Below are 20,977 nucleotides of genomic sequence, written 5' to 3' on the forward strand. Positions count from 1 at the left end.
GGTCGGGAATCACGTCTCGGAAAGTGAAGGACACATGACTCAAAAACAGGAGCCTGAGCTTCCCGCGTTTCTGGCACAGCCGAAGAAGATGGACATCTTTCTCTTCGCTGCGCTGATGATCATGGGGATCTATTCCCTGGCGATGATCCCTCTGCGTGCCTGGCTGCTGACGCAACCGCTGGCCTACACCCTCCTGGTCGGCGGATACACCAGTGCGGTCCTCGGCGGTGCGAACGCCTCCGTGGGCAACGGACACGCCGCCGTGTACCTGCTGTGCACGGTCGTCGGTGCGATCAAGTTCATGCCGATCTACTGGTTGATGGGGCGACGGTGGGGCATGGAGTTCATCGACATGTCCCTGCAGTACATGCCCAGGGCGAACCGCGTGTTCCGGAGGGCGGTGGACAGTGAATCGACCAGCCTCTACGGCTGGACGCTGGCGCTGATTCCCTTCGGCTATCTTCCCGGGCCGGTCCCGGGCACGGTGGTCAATGCCGTCGCCGGTCTGCTCCGGATCCGGCTGAGCGTGATGCTGGCACTGAACATCATCAGTGTCCTGGCCGTCAACGGCCTGATGATGTGGTTGGGCTACAGCTTCGGCGATCAGGTCCTGGAGGTGGTCAAGGTGGTCAACCGCTATCTGTTGTGGATCACCATCGGGCTGCTTGTCCTCGTGTTCCTCCGGGCGCGTCGCAAGGTGCAGGGTGGAACCCCGAATGCGTGAGGTCTCCACCGATCTGAACATCCTCATCACCCCCACCGAGTGGGAACGCGTGTCCCGAAGCCTGCCGGAGGAGCTGGGAAAGGCCGGGTACGGGGTCAGGGACATCCACGCCGAGGTGGTCGATCTCACCTGCGAGCCGGACAACATGCTGATCAGCCAGTTCGCGCAGGAGAAGGGTCGGATGCCGATCGTCGAGTCCCTGCACCGCGTGGTGATCAACGGCCACTCCGATCTGGGTCTGCGGGAGTTGACACGGGTCACCGTGGGCGCGCTGCCCGAGGGAACCTACTGGTACGGCTCCTCCTATGAGGGCACCACCGAGCCCGGGGTGAACGCGGCCTGCGCATGGCAGCACCGGGATTGATGGCGGTAACGCGCCACGGCTTCGCTAGAATCACTTGAATGTCATCCAACTCCATTGCCCGCACCATCGCCCGCGAACTCGGTATCAGGCAGGAGCAGGTCGATGCCGCGGTCGGCCTGCTCAATGAGGGCAACACCGTTCCCTTCATCGCCCGCTACCGCAAGGAGGCAACCGGTGGCCTCGATGACACCCAGCTGCGCCAGCTTGAAGAGCGCCTGGGATACCTACGGGAGCTGGAGGAGCGGAAGCAGACGGTGCTCACTGCCATTGAGGACCAGGGAAAGCTCACCGATGATCTACGGGCGCTGATCGCCGGCTGCGAGACGAAGGCACGACTCGAGGACCTCTATCTTCCCTTCAAGAAGCGACGGAAGACCAGGGCGGACACCGCCCGTGAGGCGGGCCTCGAAGAACTGCTGAACACGCTAATCGACGCCCCCGGCACCGACGCCGCCACCGCGGCCGCGGCGTTCATCACCGAAGGATTCGAGGATGCCAGGAAGGTCCTCGACGGAGCCCGGGCGATCCTGATCGACCGCTTCGCACTCGATGCGGATCTCGTTGGCGAGGTCCGCGAGAGGATGTACACCACCGGGACGATGGGTTCCTCCGTCGTCGAGGGCAGGGAGACGGAGGGTGCGAAGTTCAAGGACTACTTCGAATTCTCCGAGCCCTTCACCACCCTGCCCAGCCATCGCATCCTCGCCCTGCTGCGCGGGGAGAAGGAAGGGGTGCTCCACCTCGAGCTGGGAGCCGGCGAGGACACGGTCTACGAGGGCATGATCGCCGATCGCTTCGATTTGGACACCCGCACCTCCGGTTGGCTGGGGGAGGCCGTCCGTTGGGGCTGGCGCACGAAACTCTATGTCTCCTCCAGCCTGGACGTGCGCATGCGGCTGAAGGAAAGGGCGGAGACCGCCGCGCTCGAGGTGTTCGCCACCAACCTCCGCGATGTCCTCCTTGCGGCACCCGCCGGACAGCGTGCCACCATCGGCCTGGACCCGGGCTTCAGAAACGGTGTGAAGTGCGCCGTCGTCGATGCCACCGGCAAGGTCCTCGACACCATCATCGTCTATCCGCACCAGCCGCAGAACAGGTGGAACGACGCGGTGCGGGACCTGGCGGGCCAGTGTGCCACCCATGGCGTGGATCTCATGGCCGTGGGCAACGGCACCGCCTCCCGCGAGACGGAGAGACTCGCCGGCGAGGTGGCCGATCTGATCAAACAGGCCGGAGGGAAGCGTCCGACACCGGTTGTCGTCTCTGAATCCGGTGCCTCGGTCTATTCGGCAAGTGAGCTGGCGGCCAGTGAATTTCCCGACATGGATGTCTCACTGCGTGGGGCGGTCTCGATCGCGCGTCGCTTGCAGGATCCACTCTCCGAACTGGTCAAGATCGACCCCAAGGCCATCGGAGTGGGGCAGTACCAGCATGACGTCAACCAGTTCGCGCTCGCCAGGACACTCGACGGTGTGGTCGAGGATGCCGTCAACGCCGTCGGGGTGGATCTGAACACCGCCTCCGTACCCCTGCTCGAACGGGTGGCAGGGATAACCGGAACGTTGGCGAAGAACATCGTCGAGCACCGTGACGACCACGGCGCATTTCCCAACCGCAGGGCCCTGCTCAAGGTTTCCCGACTCGGGCCGAAAGCCTACGAGCAGTGCGCCGGTTTCCTCCGTATCACCGGCGGAAAAGACCCTCTCGACGCCTCCGCCGTGCACCCCGAGGCCTACCCCGTTGTCCGCCGCATCGAGGCCGCCACCGGACTCGGGGTGGGTGACCTGCTGGGCAACACACGTGTGCTGTCAGGTCTTGACCCGGCCGATTTCGCCGACGAGACCTTCGGGATCCCCACCGTCAGTGACATCATCGCGGAACTGGATAAACCCGGCAGGGATCCGCGGCCGGAGTTCGCGACCGCCACCTTCAAGGAGGGGGTGGAGAAGATCTCCGACCTGGTACCGGGGATGGTCCTCGAGGGTACCGTCACAAACGTCGCCGCCTTCGGTGCATTCGTCGATGTCGGGGTGCACCAGGACGGACTGGTGCACGTCTCCGCGATGAGCGACAAGTTCATTTCCGATCCCCGCGAGGTGGTCCGTTCCGGGCAAGTGGTCAGGGTCAGGGTCATGGAGGTCGACGTTCCGCGCCAGCGCATCGGATTGTCCCTCCGGCTCACCGACGAACCCGGGGCACCCGCAGGACGGAAGCCGACGCGCGGACACCGGGGCGGAGGAAAGGGCAACCGTGGTGGAAACGGTGCTACGGCCTCGAAGGGCGGTGCAATGGCGGAGGCCCTCAAGCGGGCGGGCCTGAAGTAGTCGGGTGGATCATCGCCATCCGTGGTGCCGTATCGAGCCCCACCTCGGCTTCGTGTTCCCGGATCGCCCGGAGTTCCGGACCCCACGCATGCCGGGGAAGCTCCACGAATCCGAGTGCGCTGTAGAGCGGGGCGTTCCAGGGTACATCCCTGTAGGTGGTCAGGGTCACCCCAGCATAGCCGCTGGACCGGGCGAGGCGGAGGCCGAACCGGACCAGCGAGGTGCCGATTCCTTGGCCGCGGAAGCGGGGGTCCGATGAAACCTGCTCAATGTGGAGATTTTCGTCGGCCTCCCTCAGCCAGAGCCATCCCCGCGGCTCGGATTCATCCCCGTCCACAGACACGAACACCCGACCAGAGGAGATCTCTTCCCCCAACAGTTTCTCCGGGGGCGGGGGATCATCCGCGACGAAATCCATTCCCACCCCTCGGAAAAGCACACCGGTATCACGCTCAATCCGCTGAATCACCGGGATGTCTGACATTTTCGCCAGTCTGATGGTGGGCATGAACGTAGATCATATGTGCAACCGGGGGTCCGGTCGCCGCATCGTGGCGGGCGGAGTGTCCGTGGTGTTCGCGGTCGTCGGTGAGCGCCAGGGATTTGAGTTCCCGTGCCCAGCTGTGGGATAATCCTACGGTTGACTGTGCATATCCCGGCCCTGGCCGGAAGACGTGGCAGCGGCGCAATTTGAAACGGATAAGAACCGGCCGAGCGCCCCAAACCTGGGGAAGTGCCGCCAGGCTCCTCTTTCCCTGACTGTCAAAGGACTGTTTACATGAACATTCTGGATAAGGTTGACGCACAGTACCTGCGCAACGACATTCCTGATTTCCGCCCCGGTGACACCCTCGACGTTCACGTCAAGGTCATCGAAGGCTCGACCACCCGTACCCAGCTTTTCAAGGGAATCGTCATCCGCCGCCAGGGTGGTGGCATTCGCGAGACCTTCACCGTGCGTAAGGTTTCCTTCGGAATCGGCGTCGAGCGCACCTTCCCGGTCCACTCCCCGAACATCGAGAAGATCGAGGTCACCCGTCGTGGTGACGTCCGTCGCGCCAAGCTTTACTACCTGCGCGAGCTGCGTGGTAAGGCCGCACGAATCAAGGAAAAGCGCTAATCATCAGCGACAGACCAGTGAACTGAACATCACTGACCGGCCCCCGTGCCCTCACTCAACTTGAGGGGCGGGGGTTTTCTTCTGACACTTTCTTGCCTCGGGATCCGCGGCGCTAGATCCGCAGCCCCCGGGCCCGGATGCCCGCGAACCGCTGATCCATCCGTGCCCGCATCTTCTGCCCCCAACGCCCGGTGGGCATTTCCTGCGCCAGTGGCCCCTGTGGTGTGCTGTACATCGCGGTGTTGCACGGCCCGATCCATCTCATATCACCGACGGAGGTCATGTCGGCACTGAGCCGACCATCCGTTTTCATATTGTGGTGATGTCTGCACAGGCACTGCAGGTTCCAGGCTGTCGTCGGTCCACCCTCGTCAAAGGCGATGACATGATCGAGATCGCACAGGTCGGCGGAGATCGTGCACCCCGGATGTCTGCAGGTACCGTCCCTGGCGACGACATAGGCACGCAACAGGGCACTCGGGGTGTATCCGGATTCCACCCTAGTCGCGACCTCGTCGATTTCGGTGACCTTCTCCGCCAGTCCGCACATTCGCCGGGAATCAGCCTGGCTGAGGTACCCCACCTGGGGTATCCAGGAGACCCCGCCGACCAGAGGTGTGTACAGGTACTGGGTTATCCGGACCGGGGCCTTGGCATCGAGCAGCTTCTTCAGCCCATCGATGAGATTGGTCGGGGACAGCGATTTCAGGGCCTTGTGGAGCCGGGTTCCGTCGATGGCTGAGATCGCCCCACGGAAGGTCGTCATGCCATCCCGGTGCCGGAGCTCCAGGAACTCCCCATCTCGGTGTGGGGTGCATGAGCTCTTTCCGGTGTTTCCGCTGAATGCGGAGTCGAGCTCCTTGATCCACATCGTGATCTGGCGTGCGATGGAAGCGGCCTCGGGGAGGATCTCCCCGGGGTTGCGCGGAGTGAGCCGCTCGACGATACGGACATCGAGGGTCGCCCAGTGGGAGGGTTCCGCCTGGGCGACGGCCTCCATGATCCGCGCCAGGAAGGCCAGGGAGAGGAAGAAGTGGTTCTCCTGCACGATTCGGAGGTTGGGGAGATTGTCCATGGCCTCCATTGCCGTAATGGCGAGTTTGATCGTGTGACGGGATTCGCCGGTGATGCGCTTGAGTTCGAGCAGGAGACTGTCGGCATCAAGGTCATCGCGGTTGCACAGAAGCAGCGCCCAGCGCTGGTGCTGATGCCTTGTGAGCTCATAGTTCGTGGCTGATTCCGGGTTGGCAGGGTCCTGGTGGGAGTAGTAGACCGTGGAGTGCACCTGCATTCCCTCCTTTCTCAGTATGCGGTGCCTCCGACTCTATTTCGAACTGGTGACCTATCCCAGATTGGTGTGGCCACCCTGTGGATAACTCGTGCGGAGACTCGGTTATCCACAGAGGCGTCAGACAGAACGCCGTGTTTCCCTGATCTCCCAGGCGAGAAAACCGATGGCTGCCGCGAGAACTACTCACCCAGCAGCTGACGGGATGCCAGATCCCTGTACATCGGGCTGTCGATCATCAGTTCTGAATGTGTCCCGGTGGCCACGACCCTGCCCTGGTCAATGACGATGATCTGGTCTGCATCCGTGACCGTGGAGAGTCTGTGCGCGACCACCACGAGGGTTCGGTCCGCGGAGGCGGCATCGATCGAGTCGAGGATGAGCTGCTCGTTCTGGGAGTCCACCGCGCTCGTGGGTTCATCGAGAAGCAGGATGGGCGCGTCCATCAGCAGCATTCGGGCGAGGGCGAGACGCTGCCGCTGACCGCCGGACAGGCTCAGTCCGCGGTCGCCGATCACGCTGTCCAATCCATCTGCCTCCTCGAAGCGTCCGCGGAGGTTGACCTGGTCCAGAGCCCACCAGCACCGTTCATCGCTTGCCGCCGACCGACCGAGCAGCAGGTTCTCGCGCACCGTGCCCGCGAGGACTGCCGAATCCTGTTCGACGTAGCCGATAAGCTTCCGGGTGGAACTCCGGGAGAGCTCCGCGGTGTCCTGATCGCCGAGAAGGATGCGACCGGAGTCGACGTTGTAGAACCTCTCGATCAGTGCGAGGGTTGTGGACTTGCCGGATCCGGAGGGACCCACCAGCGCTGTCTTCTTTCCGGCGGGGATATGGAAGCTGACGTTGCTGAGCACATCGGTTGAGCCATCGTAGCTGAAGGTGACATCGTCGAAACTGAGATCATGGGCGGGTCTGGCCTCCCGGCCGTCGCGGGGCTCGGGTGGCTGCCTCATAATTTGCTGAATGCGCTCAATCGCGCCCATGGCCGAGCGAACCGTCGTGATTGCCTGGAATACCTGGGCCAGGGGCATGGAGACCATGAAGAGGTAGAGAACGAAGGAGACGAGATCGGCTACCGAAATGTCACCGGAGGCCACCCTGGCCCCGCCGATGCCGAGCACGATCAGGAAACTCGCCTGCATGGCCAGGCCGGTGGCGGGGTAGAGGGAGGCGTCCACGCGGGCGATCCTGATGCCCATGCGGTAGGCGGCCTCCGCGTCCGCTGTCAGCCCCTTCTCCACCCTGTCCTCCGAGCCGGTGGCACGGATGGTGCGCACCGCACCGAGCGCCCGATCCATTCCGGCACCCAGGGCACCGACCGATTCCTGGGCTCTGGTGGTGTACTTCTGGATCAGCGAGGAGGCCGAGATAACGACAACCAGGGTCAGGACCACCACTGCCAGGACGATCAGTAGCATCAGCGGGTCGATGAGCGCCATGAGCACCACCGCTCCGATCATGGTGACCACCCCGCCGATGGCGTCGATAAGCCCGCCCGTGAATGCGGATCGGATGAGGGTGGTATCGGAACCGAGACGGGTGACCAGGTCTCCGGAGCGCTGGGTGTCGTAGACCCGGATGGGAAGTCGCAGCAGACGCCCCACCAGGTCCCTGCGCGTGCCGAGCACGGCGGATTCCGCCGTGCGGGTCATCACATAGATCTGGAGGCCTGAGGTCAGCGAGGACAGCACGAGCAGTCCCACCAGCACCCAGATCAGGTTCCCGGTCGTGGATGTCCCGACGCCGGACACGATCCTGTTCACCACCATCGGCTGCAGCAGTCCAAGCACCGCACCGATCAGGGACAGCACCAGTGCCAGGGAGAGAGCCGCCCGGTGGCGGGCGAGCATCGACAGCAGCACCCGGAAGGGTGTGGATCCGGCCTCCACCGCTGGTGCCGGTGTTGTTGTATTCTGCTCTGTTTTCACATTTTGCCAGTGTATTCCTATCGGCGCGGGCCGTACCTGAGGTGGGGGTCGGCGGCCTCGCTGCTAAAGTTGTCGGGTGTGACCGATTCCTCAAGCGCATCCGAGTCCACTCCCGAGAATTCCGGCAGAAACGGTGACGTGGGCAAGAAGAAGGCCGCCAGGCAGACTCCCTGGTACATCGAGATTCCCGTCGTGGTGGTGCTCACCCTTCTGGTCGTGTTCCTGCTGCAAACCTTCGTGGGGCGGCTGTACATGATTCCCAGTGGGTCGATGGAACCGACCCTGCACGGTTGTGAAGGTTGTACCGGTGACCGCATCCTCGTCGAGAAGGTCTCCTATTACTTCGAGGATCCCGAACCGGGTGACGTCGTGGTCTTTGAGGGGACCGATTCCTGGAACGTCAATTTCACCACCCAGCGTTCCGATAACACCGTCATCAGGGGTTTGCAGAATCTCGGTTCCTATGTCGGACTCGTCGCCCCGGATGAGAATGACCTCGTCAAGCGCATCATCGCCACCGGGGGACAGACAGTGTCCTGCCAGGAGGGCGATCCGGGGGTGATGGTTGACGGCAGCGTCGTCGATTCCAGCTTCACCCTGCAGCCGGCGCAGTACCCGATTGATCCCCGTTCCGGCTCGGAGGCCTGCGGCGGCGAGTTCTTTGGGCCCATCACCGTTCCCGAGGCGAACTTCTTCATGATGGGCGACAATCGGACCAATTCCGCGGACTCCCGCTACCATCTCGGGGATCAGTATCAGGGCACCATCCCGGAGGACAATATCAAGGGCAAGGTCCGGGCGGTCGTCCTGCCGCTCAGTCGCATCGGCGGCGTCAGTGATCCCGACATTCAGGAATAGGACAGCTTGTCGACGCCCGATGCAGCCTTCCCTCACCCACCCCTGCGGAGGCTGAAGCAGCTGCGCACCTACGAGGTTGCACTGTCGCGCCGGGGACTCGGGCCGGTCGCGGGAGTTGATGAGGCGGGTCGTGGTGCCGCCTGCGGACCGATCACCATCGCCGCCTGCATCATGCCGGATGAGCCGATCGCGGAGCTGGCGATGCTCACCGATTCGAAGAAGCTGACGGCGGCGGCGCGGCGCAGGCTGCTTCCACTCGTGAAAAAACACGCGCTGAGCTGGTCCGTGATCAGCATCTCCGCCCTGGAGATTGACCGGCGCGGGATCCAGTCGGCCAATATCTCAGGTATGCGTCGGGCTGTCGCGGCACTGGGGACGAGACCCGGGTACGTCCTCACCGATGCGATGCGCGTCTCCGGGCTGGGATGTCCCTCGCTCCCGATCATCGGCGGAGACGCTTCGGCCCGCTGCATCGCCGCCGCCAGCGTACTGGCGAAACAGACCCGGGACTATCTTATGGATGACATGTCCGAACGCTTTCCCGGGTACGGTCTCGCGGCCCATAAGGGGTACGGAACGAAGGTGCATATGGACGCGGTGCGCCGTCACGGCGGAACACCTGAGCACCGCTATAGTTATGCCAACGTGGCGAAGGCGCACGCGGATTGGTTATCAACGGAAGGTGGAGCATGAGCGCTGAGGAACTCGACAACTACGAGGCGGAAGTGGAGCTGTCGCTGTACCGCGAGTACCGCGATGTGGTGAGCCAGTTCTCCTACGTTGTGGAAACCGAGCGTCGGTTCTACCTGGCAAACGCCGTGCAGCTGATTCCGCACAACAGTGGCAATGATGTCTACTACGAGGTGCGGATGTCGGACGCGTGGGTGTGGGACATGTACCGTTCGGCGCGCTTCGTGCGCTATGTCCGTGTTATCACCTACAAAGATGTCAATATCGAGGAACTGGACAAGCCTGAGATCATCATTCCTGAATAGCTCCCGTCAACCCGCCGGGTGCGGAAACTGTGGATCGTTGTTATTCATCCACAGAAAACTCCCACGGCGTCCGCGGCCCTGTTGTGCTGTTGCGCCCGATGCATGTCTGATCGGGAGCAACAGCATTTCTTCACATAGGGGGTTTGATGAAAACGTACAGGCAGCGGCTGGGTGAGCTCGGGGAGGACCATGTCACCGAGCACTACATCCGGAGGGGGGCGTTGATTAGGCAGCGAAACGTCTCCTTTCCGGTGGGTGAGATAGATCTGATCGTTGAGGAGCCCGATGGCACCGTCGTCTTCGTTGAGGTGAAGACCCGGAGCGGTCCGGCCTTCGGCGTCGTGGAGTCGGTGACGCCGCGCAAGCTCGGCAGGATGCGCCGGGCCGCGGCAGCGTGGCTCAGACTCCGGCCGTACGTACCGGTGCGCTTCGATGTGGTCGCCGTGACCATTGATCCGCTCACCGGGGCCACGACCCTGACCACCTTCGAGGGGGTGGAACAAGGTGCTCGGTAGAGCGCGGACCACCGCCCTTGTCGGGGTGACGGCGACGCTCGTGAGGGTGGAGGCCAACATCGGCGCGGGCCTTCCGGGTACCTTCATCGTCGGACTGGCGGACGCCTCAATCTCGGAGTCGCGCGATCGGATCCGGACGGCCTGCGTGAACAGCGACCTGGGCTGGCCAAGAACCAAGGTGATAATCAGCCTCTCACCCGCATCGATGCGCAAGTCGGGTTCCCACTACGATCTCGCCATGACGGTGGCTGTGCAGGCCGCTCACTGTCGTGAACCCGAGGTCCTCCGGCGTGCGGAGGACACCGTGTTCCTGGGGGAGGTCGCACTGGATGGCACCCTGGTTCCGGTCAGTGGTGTGGTTCCCTCGCTCATGGCGGCTCTTGACGACGGCGACGCGATGGTGGTCATCCCGCACGGAAACCGTGCCGAGGCGTCGCTGCTGGAGTCCCCCAGGGTTGTCGTCGCCGGGCATCTCAGCGAGGTGATGTGCTGGTTGCGCGGCGAGGTTGAACTGCCGCGGACCCAGGCGGCACCGGCCATGGCGGAGGTCACAGTGCCGGACATGCGGGACGTGGTGGGGCAGCCCCGGGCCCGCTTCGCTGCGGAGATCGCGGCGGTTGGTGGTCATCACATGCTGATGATCGGTCCACCCGGATCCGGGAAGTCGATGATCGCCGAGCGGCTACCGGGGCTTCTCCCGCGACTGGATCCGCAGCAGCGGCTCGAGGCGACGGCGGTGCATTCGGTCGCTGGCCGTACCTTCAACGGTCCGGTCATCGCCCCGCCCTTTGTGGCACCCCACCACAGCGTCACCCGCGCCGCGCTGCTCGGCGGTGGTGCCGGGAACCCGCTGCCGGGCGCCGTCAGCCTGGCCCACCACGGTGTACTTTTCCTCGATGAGGTCAGCGAGATTCCCGCGGCGACCCTGGACACCCTCCGCACACCACTGGAACACAACCGGGTCCGGATCGTGCGCTCGAAACAGGACACCACCTTCCCCGCACGGTTCCAGCTGATCCTCGCAGCCAATCCGTGCAGGTGCGGGGCAGAGCATCCCCAGGACTGCACCTGTACCGGGGCGGTGCGCGCGCACTACCTCTCCAACCTCTCGGGACCGTTGAGGGACCGAATCGATGTGCACGTGAGAACCCATGCCCGCGGTGCCATTCTCGGCAGTGCGGAGGAGGAGTCCAGTTCCGTCATCGCGGACAGGGTCGCCGCCGCCCGCTCGCGGTCACTTCACCGGTGGTCGCGCAACGGAATCGGGGGTTGTCTCAACTCTTCGGTGGATCCTCACCGGCTTCGACGCGAGTTCCCCGCCGATGAGCAGGCGATGGCGTATCTCACCGTTTTCCTCGCGAATGGAAGCATCTCCCAGAGAGGGGTTGACCGCACCCTGAAACTTGCCTGGTCCCTGTGCGATCTGGAGGCGGGGGCACGACCCAATCTCGATCATGTCGCGCGTGCACTGGATCTGCGCGGCGTCGAGTCCGGGGCGGTCGCCGCATGAGCAGCGAAAGAAGGCGTGCGTGGGCCTATCTGTCCAGGGTGGTTGAGGGCCCCAGCGCATCACTGCAGCGGCTTCTGGGCGCGGGCCGTGATGTGGAGGAGATCGCCGGTGGGATCAGGAGACGTGAACCGTGGCTGGGTGAACTGCTCGGAGCGACCGAGTCCCGCCACAGCCTCGACACCGCTGACCTCGACCTCGCCACCGCGGCGGGTATCGGTGCCAGGCTGATCACCGCCGAGGACGAGGAATGGCCGCACGAGGAACTCGATCAGGCCTTCGGTTTCGCCTCCTCCGGTCACAGTGAGCATCTGCGCAGCTACCAGAGCGATGCGGTGCCACCTCATGTGCTGTGGGTGCGCGGCGGCAACCTGCGTGCGGCCAGCGCCAGAGCGGTGACGATCGTCGGTACGCGTGCGGTGAGCCGCTACGGCGCCGAGGTCACCTCCATGCTCACCGAGGACCTCGTCGCCCATCAGTGGGCTGTCGTCTCCGGAGGTGCGCTCGGCGTGGACACCATCGCACATACCGGTGCACTGAGGGCGGGCGGATGCACCGTTGCCGTTGCGGCCTGTGGTCTGGACAGGTCCTATCCCGCGAGGAATGGTCGACTGTTCGAGCAGGTGGTGGAGTCGGGGAGCGGGGTGCTCGTCAGTGAGTACCCGCCGGGAGTTCCGCCACAGCGGCATCGTTTCCTCACCCGAAACCGCCTGGTGGCCGCCCTGACCGGGGGAACCGTGGTCGTCGAGGCGGCATGGCGCTCGGGCGCCCTGAACACACTGAGCTGGGCCAGTGGTCTCGGGAAGGTGGCCATGGCGGTTCCCGGGCCGATCACCACGGCGGGCTCGCGTGGATGCCACGAGAGGATCCGCAACGGGGAAGCGGAGCTCATCGCCGGTGGTGCCGACGTCAGAGCTCTGCTCGAGGCTCTAGGTGAGGTGGATGCGCAGGGGCAGCTGGAGATGGAGTTCGCCGCCTCGCCGGTCCAGTCGCTGAGCAGAAATGAACTGCGGGTCTTCGATGCGCTGAGTACGCGGCCGCGCGAGGCAGGAGAGGTTGCGGCCGAATCCGGACTGTCACTTCCCCTGGTCATCCATCTTTTAGTGGAGCTTGACAGTCGCCGTTTGATCAGGAGGGTGGGCACAAAGTGGGAGCGCATCTTCAATCCGGGGATGGTGGCAGAGGAATAAAAAGGAATAAAAAAGCCCTCACCTATTGCCAAGCGTCGAAACGGTGTCTAAAGTGGGTGAGGCAAGCCTAAGTAAAGTTCTCCAGGGTTCGGGCTGGTTCCCTGGTGAGCGGGGCGCCGTGTGGCGCTAGGCTAATGCACTATGGGTGAGTCAGATCGGAAGGTGCCACGCTTCGAGTCGAAGCGTGGCACCTTCCGTCTCGGACGGGTGGGATGGCAATGAATGAGTTTGAGCCGGCGATCGAGGATTTCTGCGAACACCTCCGCCTCGTCCGGGGCCGTTCGGAGGCCACCGTCCGAGGCTATCGATCGGACCTTGTCGGCATGGCCGAGGATCTCGGCGGTTTCGGTGACTTCAACCTGACGCAGCTGCGCGCCTGGCTCGGGCGTGCGGCGGTAGCTGGTAAATCACGAAGCACCCTCGCCAGAAGAACGGCCTCGGTCAAGGCGTTCTCCACCTGGGCGGCCAAGAACTCGCTAATCGACGCCGACGTCGCCGCCCGGCTGGTGAGCCCCGGGGTCCACCGTGAGCTGCCGAAGGTGCTGGGCACGGAGCAGGCCGGGGATCTGGTGGGCAACGCCGACTCCCACAGTGAATCGGAGTTCCTCCGCGACAGTGCCATCCTTGAGCTGCTCTACGCCACCGGTATGCGGGTCTCGGAACTCTGCGGGCTCGACATCGCAGACGTGGATCTGCACCGGCAGCTGGTCAAGGTGCTGGGAAAGGGCGACAAGGAACGGATGATCCCCTTCGGTGACGCCGCGGGGGACGCGGTCGAGAAGTGGCTGGGCGTCCGTGACGGCATGGCGGTTGTCGCCACTGCGATGTTTGTCGGTGCCCGGGGGCGCAGAATCGATCCGAGGCAGGTCAGGCGCATAGTTGAAAGAGCAGCGGTGGTCTCCGGTGTGGGGCCGCTGTCCCCGCACTCGCTCCGGCACACCGCCGCGACGCATCTGCTCGATGGGGGGGCCGACCTGCGCGAGGTCCAGGAACTGCTCGGGCACTCCTCCCTTCAGACCACGCAGATCTACACCCATGTCAGCTCCCAGCGGCTGTTGGAGGCCTTCAAGCGGGCGCACCCGCGCGCGTGACCGGTTTGTCAGGCGTCGACAAGCGGTTTGAGGCGGATCGTGGGGGCGGGCAGGAGTCCGATGGGATTGATGTAGTCCCCGTCCCGGCGGGCACCCCACTGCAGGCCGGGAAACGCGGTGGTCGGATGGCCGAGAACGCCGATTACATCTCCCTCCTCGATCCTGTCACCCGTACCGACCAGCGGGTGGACGGGTTGATAGGTTGTGCGGATTCCGTCCGGATGGTCGATGGAGATCGTCGGGGTTCCGGCGACGTCTCCGCTGAATGCCACCGTCCCGGGACCTGCAGCCAGCACCCGGCGCCCGACCTGCAGATCGAGGTCCACCCCCCGGTGTCCCGGAAGCCAGTTCCTGGCCGGTTTGTCGAAGCTGCGCAGGACCCGGCCAGCACGGGTCTGCCCAGTGGCCGGGTTGACGTAGGCATCGGCGGCGGGGATGGGAAGCAGCAGGATGGTGATCAGTGCGCTCAGAATCGTCCTCATGCTCTCGATGTTGGTGCCGCGGGGCCCCGGCGGGCAATGGCGGGGTGGAGGCCCTGTGGAAAATGGTGGGGAAGTGAAGGGTGTGGGTGCGTCCCGGGGGTTTTATCCACAGCGCGGAAGTTTCCTTTTGGAACTGCAGGTCAGGGGATGTAGGCTTGGCAACAGCAGTGTGTCCGGGTTCATTGACGTGTCCCGGATGTATTGACTACGCGCGGCGGTGTCGTCGGCCCTCGGCCCATGACATCTGATCATCGAGGTCCCGGGAGTACGCGCTCCAGGGTGATAAATCGGGAACCCGTCGCTAGGGTGCAGGATAAAAACCTGCACAACTCCCTCAAAACCGAAACTAGAACTTAAGAAAGGGGCTTAACATGGCAGTCGTAACCATGCGAGAGCTTCTCGATGCCGGTGTCCACTTCGGCCACCAGACCCGCCGCTGGAACCCGAAGATGCGTCGTTTCATCTTCACCGAGCGCAATGGCATCTACATCATCGATCTCCAGCAGACCCTGACCTACATTGATCAGGCGTTCGAGTTCGTCAAGGAAACCGTCGCCCACGGCGGAACCATCCTCTTCGTTGGTACCAAGAAGCAGGCACAGGAAGCCGTCCAGGTCGAGGCCGAGCGCGTCGGAATGCCCTACGTCAACCACCGTTGGCTCGGCGGCATGATGACCAACTTCCAGACCGTGTCCAAGCGCCTGAACCGCATGAAGGAACTCCAGGCGATGGATGCGGCCGAGGACGGCTACCAGGGCCGCACCAAGCGCGAGATCCTCATGCTCACCCGCGAGCGCACCAAGCTTGAGCGCGTCCTCAGCGGTATCGCCGAAATGACCCGCGTGCCCTCCGCACTGTGGGTCATTGACACCAACAAGGAGCACATCGCGGTCGCCGAGGCTCACAAGCTCAACATTCCCGTTGTGGCCATCCTCGACACCAACTGTGATCCCGATGTCGTCGATTTCCCGGTCCCGGGCAATGACGACGCGATCCGTTCGACGGCACTGCTCTCCCGCGTCATCTCCACCGCGGTGGAAGAGGGCAAGAAGGCACGCGAGGAGCGCCAGCTCGCCGCAGCCCGTGAGGCCGCCGGCGACAGCAACGTCGACGAGGCGCCCGTTTCCGAGGAAGCTCCGGCACAGGCCGAGGAGGCCGCTGTGGCTGAGGCCGCACCGGCAGCTGAGCAGGAGACCGCAGCTGAATAGGCTGTAGGCCCGCTTTGCTCGAAAGCCCCCACGTCGACGGAATACCCAAGTAAACATCGCCCTTCGCCGTGGGGGCTTTCGCCCACCGATTCGCCCGCCACGTAGCCCGAGGCCCCCGGGGTACCTGTCCCGGTACGGCGGGCGGTCAGGGCCGCAGTGCCCTAACCTTAAGACTTGTCACGTACCAGAAAAACCAAACACAAGGAGGATCGCCCCCACCATGGCGAACTACACCGCAGCGGATGTGAAGAAGCTCCGCGAACTGACCGGTTCCGGCATGCTCGACTGCAAGAAGGCTCTCGACGAGGCTGCAGGCGATTTTGACAAGGCCGTTGAGATCCTGCGCATCAAGGGCGCAAAGGACGTCGGCAAGCGTGCCGAGCGCAACGCCACCGAGGGCCTGGTCGCAGTGTCCGGCAACACCATGGTTGAGATCAACTCCGAAACTGACTTCGTTGCCAAGAACGCTGAGTTCAAAGACATCGCCAAGGCGATCGTCGAGGGTGCGGCCGCCGCCGGCGCCAACTCCCCGGAGGAGCTCGCCGCAGCGGATGTCAATGGAAAGACCGCAGCCGAGGTGCTCCAGGAGCTCTCCGCGAAGATCGGCGAGAAGCTTGAGCTGCGCCGTGCGGTCACCCTCGACGGTGACCACGTGGCCGTCTACCTCCACCAGCGTTCCGCGGATCTTCCCCCCGCGGTTGGTGTTCTCGTTGCCTACACCGGTGAGGGCGAGGCCGCAGAGGCTGCCGCACGCCAGGCCGCCATGCAGGTCGCCGCCCTTAAGGCCGCCTACCTGACCCGCGAGGACGTTCCCGCCGAGATCGTGGAGAAGGAGCGCGCCATCGCCGAGCAGATCACCCGCGAGGAGGGCAAGCCGGAGAAGGCCATCCCGAAGATCGTCGAGGGTCGTCTCAACGGTTTCTACAAGGAGAACGTCCTGCTTGAGCAGGCATCCGTCTCTGACAACAAGAAGACCGTCAAGGCGCTGCTGGATGATGCCGGCGTGACCGTCACCTCCTTCGCCCGCTTCGAGGTCGGACAGGCCTAGGAAAGCAGGAGCTTTCTCGGACTCCGGTCCCTGATACAGCCCCGCACATCATTGATGGGCGGGGCTTCAGCCGTGCCCCGAGCGGCGCTGATTCGGCGAAATCCCCGGCCGGCCCCCGGGCACGGCCATGTAAGATTGAATCCCAGAACGAGGAATCTAGCACTGCGGCGGCTGTCGCCCGCGGTCAACGAACTGCAATGTCAGATAGATTTCCAGATATTCCTATGTGTAAGGAGAATTTCACGGTGTCCACCTCCAGTGAACAGTCCGGTTCCGGTTATAAACGGGTGATGCTCAAACTCGGAGGTGAGATGTTCGGCGGTGGCAACGTCGGTGTCGATCCCGATGTGGTTGACAACGTCGCCCGTCAGATTGCCGAGGTGGCCAGGACCGGAGCAGAGATCGCCGTGGTCATCGGCGGTGGCAACTTCTTCCGTGGTGCCGAGTTGCAGCTGAGGGGCATGGACCGTGCGCGCTCGGACTATATGGGCATGCTGGGAACGGTGATGAACTGCCTCGCACTCCAGGATTTCCTGGCTCAGCACGGCGTCGAATGCCGTGTCCAGACCGCCATCAACATGGCGCAGGTGGCCGAACCCTATCTGCCGCTCCGCGCCGAGCGCCACCTTGAGAAGGGCCGCGTGGTCATCTTCGGCGCGGGAATGGGCATGCCCTATTTCTCCACCGACACCACCGCGGCGCAGAGGGCATTGGAGATCGGTTGCGATGTCCTCCTAATGGCGAAGGGCGTCGACGGTGTCTACAGCGCCGACCCGCGCACCAACCCGGATGCGGAGCTCTTCTCCGAGATCACCCCCAAGGAAGTGATTGAAAAGGGTCTCCGGGTCGCCGATGCCACCGCCTTCAGCCTGTGCATGGACAACGACATGCCGATTCTGGTGTTCAACCTTCTCACCGACGGCAACATCGCCCGCGCGATTGGCGGCGAGCGTATCGGTACGCTCGTGAAGTCCTGATAGATTTACAGGGAAACGCTGACGTTCCCGAGGCGGTCTCAGCAGGGAGCGCCTTCATTTGCGAATGCACAGGAGAAAACACTCATGATTGACGAGATCCTTTTCGAGGCCGAGGAGCGGATGTCCGCCACGGTCGAGCACACACGTGAAGATCTGACCACCATCAGAACCGGACGCGCGAATCCGGCGATGTTCAACGGTGTTGTTGCCGAGTACTACGGTGTCCCCACACCGATCACACAGATGGCGACGGTGTCTGTTCCGGAGCCGCGCATGCTCCTGATCAGACCCTACGAGCAGAGCGCGATGGGGGAGATCGAAAACGCCATCCGGAACTCCGACCTCGGCGTCAATCCCACCAACGACGGTCAGGTTCTGCGGGTGACCATCCCCCAGCTCACGGAGGAGCGTCGCAAGGAGATGGCGAGGCTCGCGAGGTCGAAGGGTGAGGACGGGAAGATCGCCATCCGGAACATCCGCCGGAAGGGCAAGGATCAGCTGAAGAAGCTGCAGAAGGACGGCGACGCCGGCGAGGACGAGGTCGTGGCCGCAGAGAAGGAACTGGACAAGGTCACCGGCCGATACGTGGAGCAGGTCGATGAAGTGGTCCAGAAGAAGGAGAAGGAACTCCTCGAGGTCTAGAGTGATCCCTGCCGGTATCGGGGGCCGCCGTCCCCGTGGTGGCACGACACCGCGACGGTGTGCGGGCCCGCCGAAGGCTGCCGCGGCAGGATCAGCGTGAACCCAGCGACGATGACCGATCTAGGTGACGATCAAGGAGAGCCCATGAGCGAACCGGGAGAACACATCCGGGCCATGAGGATGCCCAAACCGAGGAACAGCGCCGGCCGCAATGTCGGCGCGGCGATTGGCGTCGGAATCGGGCTCGGGCTCCTGGTACTCCTTGGCATCATTTTAAGCCCCTGGGGCTGGTACCTGGTGGTCGCCGGGGCCGTCGCGGTGGCTACCTGGGAGGTGGGGGGCAGGCTCAAGGAGGCCGGCTACCACCTGCCCATGCCGATCATGATAATCGGTGGTCAGGCGATGGTGTGGTCCTCGTGGAAGTTCGCCGCCTCCGGAATCCTCGCGGCCTTCGTCGCCACCGTGCTCGTCCTGATGTTCTTCCGGATCTTCTACAACGGCCCCGACAAGGAGGCCAGGAACTATCTCCGGGACACCTCGGTGGGTATTTTCGTCCTCACCTGGATTCCCCTCTTCGGCAGTTTCGCCGCGATGCTGTCACTGATGGCCAACGGGGACATACCCGGCACCTATTTCATCATCACCTTCATGCTCTGCGTCATCGCCTCGGATGTCGGGGGATACGTCTCCGGTGTGTTTTTCGGTTCGCATCCGATGGCCCCGCTGGTATCGCCCAAGAAGTCGTGGGAGGGATTCGCCGGCTCCGTCGTCCTCGGGACCTCGGTGGGTATCCTCTGCGTGAATCTGCTGCTGCACCACCACTGGTGGCTGGGGGGATTGCTGGGGATCGGCCTCGTGGTCTGCGCCACCCTCGGCGACCTCGTGGAATCCCAGTTCAAACGTGATCTGGGGATCAAGGACATGTCCGATCTTCTGCCCGGACACGGAGGGCTGATGGACCGGCTCGACGGAATGCTGCCCGCGGCCATGGTCACCTGGCTCGTCCTCAGCGCGGTCAGCAGCGTCTGAGCGCTCGGGCGGGCGGCGGCCTAAAAGGCCTTGCGGAGCTTCCTGATCTGTCGGCGGTACTCGAACATCCGGACGCCGCCGACCAGCGCCATGATCAGTGCGCCGGTGATCGCGGCGAGGAGAAACCCGATTCCCGCGGGGAACTGGAAGCTCCACGCGAACAGAGTCAACTCAACCGGAGTCTGATTCTGCAGGATGAAGACGAGCAGGAGGATTAGCAGGAGAGCCCCGACGATCAACGCCACCCAGGTTCCGCCGGCAAAGGTCCGTGACGGGGTCCGGGGTGCCTCTCGGTGCTGCTCCTCGACATCATGTACCTTTTCATCGCGGACCGCCGGTACAGGTGCCGTCACCTCAGACCGGGTACCCGGGGCGTCATCGGCGGGATCACTGACATCGCCGGCACCGGGAATTCCGGGATCGTATCCGGCGTGAGTATCCTCGGGGAAGGCGTCATTCGGAGACTGCGGTTGATTGCTCATAACTGCCATTGAACAAGCTATTCCGGCGTGGTGCCACATAAACACGGGTTTACGGTTGAACGATTTGATAACGTTCGTGCAAGAATGGGTTCATTATGGCTACACCCCTACCCCTTGTATTTTCCGCACCGAAACGCGGCATGCCGCCGAAGCACTGGGCGGACCTTGATCACGAGGCCCGCATCGAGGCGCTCGCCGAACTCGGCCTGCCCAGGTTCCGGGTCGACCAGATCGCCCGCCACTACTACGGCAGGCTCGAAGCCGATCCCCTGACCATGACCGACCTTCCCGAATCCGCGCGAGTGGCGGTCCGGGACGCACTCTTCCCCGAGCTCATGTCCCCCGTCCGAGTCCTCGACGCGGACGATGAGGAAACCCAGAAGACCCTCTGGAAGCTGCACGACGGCACCCTCCTCGAATCCGTGCTCATGCGCTACCCGGATCGGGCGACCCTGTGCATCTCCTCCCAGGCCGGCTGCGGAATGGCCTGCCCCTTCTGTGCCACCGGTCAGGGGGGATTGGATCGCAACCTCTCCACCGGTGAGATCGTGGATCAGGTCCGCAACGCAGCATCCACCATGCAGCGCAGCGGTGGTCGCTTGTCCAACGTCGTGTTCATGGGCATGGGTGAGCCGCTCGCCAACTACAAGCGCGTCGTCTCCGCGGTGCGGCAGATCACCCGGCCCGCACCGGAGGGTTTCGGCATCTCCCAGCGGAGCGTGACCGTGTCCACCGTCGGACTGGCCCCGGCCATAAGAAAGCTTGCCGACGAGGACATGTCCGTCACCCTGGCGGTTTCCCTGCACACCGCCGATGACGAGCTCCGCGATGAGCTGGTCCCCGTGAACAACCGCTGGTCGGTCGCCGAGGTGCTCGATGCAGCTGCCTACTACGCCGATCGTTCCGGTCGGCGCGTCTCCATCGAGTACGCACTGATCAGGGATATCAATGATCAGCCCTGGCGCGCGGATCTGCTGGGCAAGAAGCTGCACCGGGCCCTCGGCTCCCGCGTGCATGTCAACCTGATCCCGCTCAACCCGACCCCGGGATCGAAGTGGGATGCCTCACCGCGGGAGCGGCAGGATGAATTCGTCCGCAGGGTCATCGCACAGGGTGTTCCCTGCACCGTGCGTGACACGAAGGGCCAGGAGATCGCGGCCGCCTGCGGTCAGTTGGCAGCCGAGGAGAGGTAGTTGTAGCAA

The 20,977-nt window shown here is 63.7% G+C and carries 22 protein-coding genes; 17 read left to right on the forward strand and 5 right to left on the reverse strand.

Annotated features, from left to right (window positions below; all coding sequences use genetic code 11):
- The first annotated feature begins 34 nt into the window (after window positions 1–34).
- From B7E02_RS06905 to B7E02_RS06915, 3 genes are read left to right on the forward strand one after another with little or no spacing between them, the layout of a single operon-like run.
- On the forward strand, window positions 35–724 hold the full coding sequence (locus tag B7E02_RS06905; protein WP_080794236.1) for a DedA family protein: 690 nt from the start codon (window positions 35–37) through the stop codon (window positions 722–724).
- Window positions 717–1,088: a hypothetical protein gene (locus tag B7E02_RS06910; protein ID WP_080794238.1), complete on the forward strand. Its 372-nt coding sequence runs from the start codon at window positions 717–719 to the stop codon at window positions 1,086–1,088. Before B7E02_RS06905 ends, B7E02_RS06910 begins: the two co-directional genes overlap by 8 nt.
- A 38-nt stretch (window positions 1,089–1,126) precedes the next feature.
- Window positions 1,127–3,412, forward strand: coding sequence for a Tex family protein (locus B7E02_RS06915; RefSeq protein WP_080794239.1), 2,286 nt, complete (start codon window positions 1,127–1,129; stop codon window positions 3,410–3,412).
- On the opposite strand, the gene B7E02_RS06920 is transcribed toward B7E02_RS06915, so the two are convergent.
- Window positions 3,390–3,920, reverse strand: coding sequence for a GNAT family N-acetyltransferase (locus B7E02_RS06920; protein ID WP_245802184.1), 531 nt, complete (start codon window positions 3,918–3,920; stop codon window positions 3,390–3,392). The genes B7E02_RS06915 and B7E02_RS06920 overlap by 23 nt on opposite strands.
- A 270-nt stretch (window positions 3,921–4,190) precedes the next feature.
- Here B7E02_RS06920 and rplS point away from each other — a divergent pair, with 270 nt between their 5' ends.
- Window positions 4,191–4,532 carry a 50S ribosomal protein L19 gene (gene rplS, locus B7E02_RS06925; protein ID WP_080794241.1) on the forward strand — a complete coding sequence of 114 codons (342 nt, stop codon included), beginning with the start codon at window positions 4,191–4,193 and terminating at the stop codon, window positions 4,530–4,532.
- Window positions 4,533–4,644: 112 nt separating this feature from the next.
- Here rplS and B7E02_RS06930 read toward each other — a convergent pair whose 3' ends face one another.
- Together B7E02_RS06930 and B7E02_RS06935 are read right to left on the reverse strand one after the other, a co-directional pair.
- A complete protein-coding gene (locus B7E02_RS06930) occupies window positions 4,645–5,823 on the reverse strand; it encodes an HNH endonuclease signature motif containing protein (RefSeq protein WP_080794242.1) in 1,179 nt (392 codons plus the stop codon).
- Window positions 5,824–6,002: 179 nt separating this feature from the next.
- Window positions 6,003–7,751 (reverse strand): ABC transporter ATP-binding protein, encoded by a 1,749-nt coding sequence (locus B7E02_RS06935; protein ID WP_245802185.1) that lies wholly within the window; start codon window positions 7,749–7,751, stop codon window positions 6,003–6,005.
- A gap of 78 nt (window positions 7,752–7,829) precedes the next feature.
- On the opposite strand from B7E02_RS06935, the gene lepB reads away from it, so the two are divergent.
- From lepB to B7E02_RS06970, 7 genes are all read left to right on the forward strand, one after another.
- Window positions 7,830–8,609 carry a signal peptidase I gene (lepB, locus tag B7E02_RS06940; RefSeq protein ID WP_080794244.1) on the forward strand — a complete coding sequence of 260 codons (780 nt, stop codon included), beginning with the start codon at window positions 7,830–7,832 and terminating at the stop codon, window positions 8,607–8,609.
- Window positions 8,610–8,651: 42 nt separating this feature from the next.
- Window positions 8,652–9,302 (forward strand): ribonuclease HII, encoded by a 651-nt coding sequence (locus tag B7E02_RS06945; RefSeq protein ID WP_080794508.1) that lies wholly within the window; start codon window positions 8,652–8,654, stop codon window positions 9,300–9,302.
- Window positions 9,299–9,604 carry a DUF2469 domain-containing protein gene (locus tag B7E02_RS06950; RefSeq protein ID WP_080794246.1) on the forward strand — a complete coding sequence of 102 codons (306 nt, stop codon included), beginning with the start codon at window positions 9,299–9,301 and terminating at the stop codon, window positions 9,602–9,604. Before B7E02_RS06945 ends, B7E02_RS06950 begins: the two co-directional genes overlap by 4 nt.
- Before the next feature lie 146 nt (window positions 9,605–9,750).
- Window positions 9,751–10,119 (forward strand): YraN family protein, encoded by a 369-nt coding sequence (locus B7E02_RS06955; RefSeq protein WP_080794248.1) that lies wholly within the window; start codon window positions 9,751–9,753, stop codon window positions 10,117–10,119.
- Window positions 10,109–11,629 carry a YifB family Mg chelatase-like AAA ATPase gene (locus B7E02_RS06960; protein ID WP_080794250.1) on the forward strand — a complete coding sequence of 507 codons (1,521 nt, stop codon included), beginning with the start codon at window positions 10,109–10,111 and terminating at the stop codon, window positions 11,627–11,629. Before B7E02_RS06955 ends, B7E02_RS06960 begins: the two co-directional genes overlap by 11 nt.
- Window positions 11,626–12,816: a DNA-processing protein DprA gene (dprA, locus tag B7E02_RS06965; protein WP_080794253.1), complete on the forward strand. Its 1,191-nt coding sequence runs from the start codon at window positions 11,626–11,628 to the stop codon at window positions 12,814–12,816. The genes B7E02_RS06960 and dprA overlap by 4 nt, the downstream gene beginning before the upstream one ends.
- Window positions 12,817–13,028: 212 nt before the next feature.
- On the forward strand, window positions 13,029–13,907 hold the full coding sequence (locus B7E02_RS06970) for a tyrosine recombinase XerC (RefSeq protein WP_080794256.1): 879 nt from the start codon (window positions 13,029–13,031) through the stop codon (window positions 13,905–13,907).
- Window positions 13,908–13,915: 8 nt separating this feature from the next.
- On the opposite strand, the gene B7E02_RS06975 is transcribed toward B7E02_RS06970, so the two are convergent.
- On the reverse strand, window positions 13,916–14,389 hold the full coding sequence (locus tag B7E02_RS06975; protein ID WP_080794259.1) for a M23 family metallopeptidase: 474 nt from the start codon (window positions 14,387–14,389) through the stop codon (window positions 13,916–13,918).
- 371 nt (window positions 14,390–14,760) lie between these two features.
- Here B7E02_RS06975 and rpsB point away from each other — a divergent pair, with 371 nt between their 5' ends.
- The 5 genes from rpsB (at window position 14,761) to B7E02_RS07000 (ending at window position 19,293) form a co-directional block, all read left to right on the forward strand.
- Window positions 14,761–15,597, forward strand: coding sequence for a 30S ribosomal protein S2 (gene rpsB / locus B7E02_RS06980; protein ID WP_080794261.1), 837 nt, complete (start codon window positions 14,761–14,763; stop codon window positions 15,595–15,597).
- 220 nt (window positions 15,598–15,817) lie between these two features.
- Complete coding sequence (gene tsf, locus B7E02_RS06985) at window positions 15,818–16,645, forward strand: translation elongation factor Ts (RefSeq protein WP_080794262.1); 828 nt, start codon at window positions 15,818–15,820, stop codon at window positions 16,643–16,645.
- 245 nt (window positions 16,646–16,890) lie between these two features.
- Entirely contained in the window at window positions 16,891–17,622 is a 732-nt protein-coding gene (pyrH, locus tag B7E02_RS06990) for a UMP kinase (protein WP_080794264.1), read from the forward strand.
- An 84-nt stretch (window positions 17,623–17,706) separates the two neighbouring features.
- Window positions 17,707–18,264, forward strand: a complete 558-nt coding sequence (frr, locus tag B7E02_RS06995; protein WP_080794266.1) for a ribosome recycling factor — start codon at window positions 17,707–17,709, stop codon at window positions 18,262–18,264.
- 144 nt (window positions 18,265–18,408) lie between these two features.
- Entirely contained in the window at window positions 18,409–19,293 is an 885-nt protein-coding gene (locus tag B7E02_RS07000) for a phosphatidate cytidylyltransferase (RefSeq protein WP_080794267.1), read from the forward strand.
- Window positions 19,294–19,313: 20 nt separating this feature from the next.
- Here the strand turns inward: B7E02_RS07000 and B7E02_RS14660 are convergent, their stop codons facing one another.
- A complete protein-coding gene (locus B7E02_RS14660) occupies window positions 19,314–19,775 on the reverse strand; it encodes a LapA family protein (protein ID WP_245802186.1) in 462 nt (153 codons plus the stop codon).
- Window positions 19,776–19,870: 95 nt separating this feature from the next.
- Between B7E02_RS14660 and rlmN the strand changes: the two genes are divergently transcribed.
- Entirely contained in the window at window positions 19,871–20,968 is a 1,098-nt protein-coding gene (gene rlmN, locus B7E02_RS07010) for a dual-specificity RNA methyltransferase RlmN (protein ID WP_080794268.1), read from the forward strand.
- The last annotated feature ends 9 nt before the right edge of the window (window positions 20,969–20,977 follow it).

The sequence above is a fragment of the Corynebacterium pacaense genome (assembly GCF_900169525.1).
GTDB lineage: Bacteria > Actinomycetota > Actinomycetes > Mycobacteriales > Mycobacteriaceae > Corynebacterium > Corynebacterium pacaense.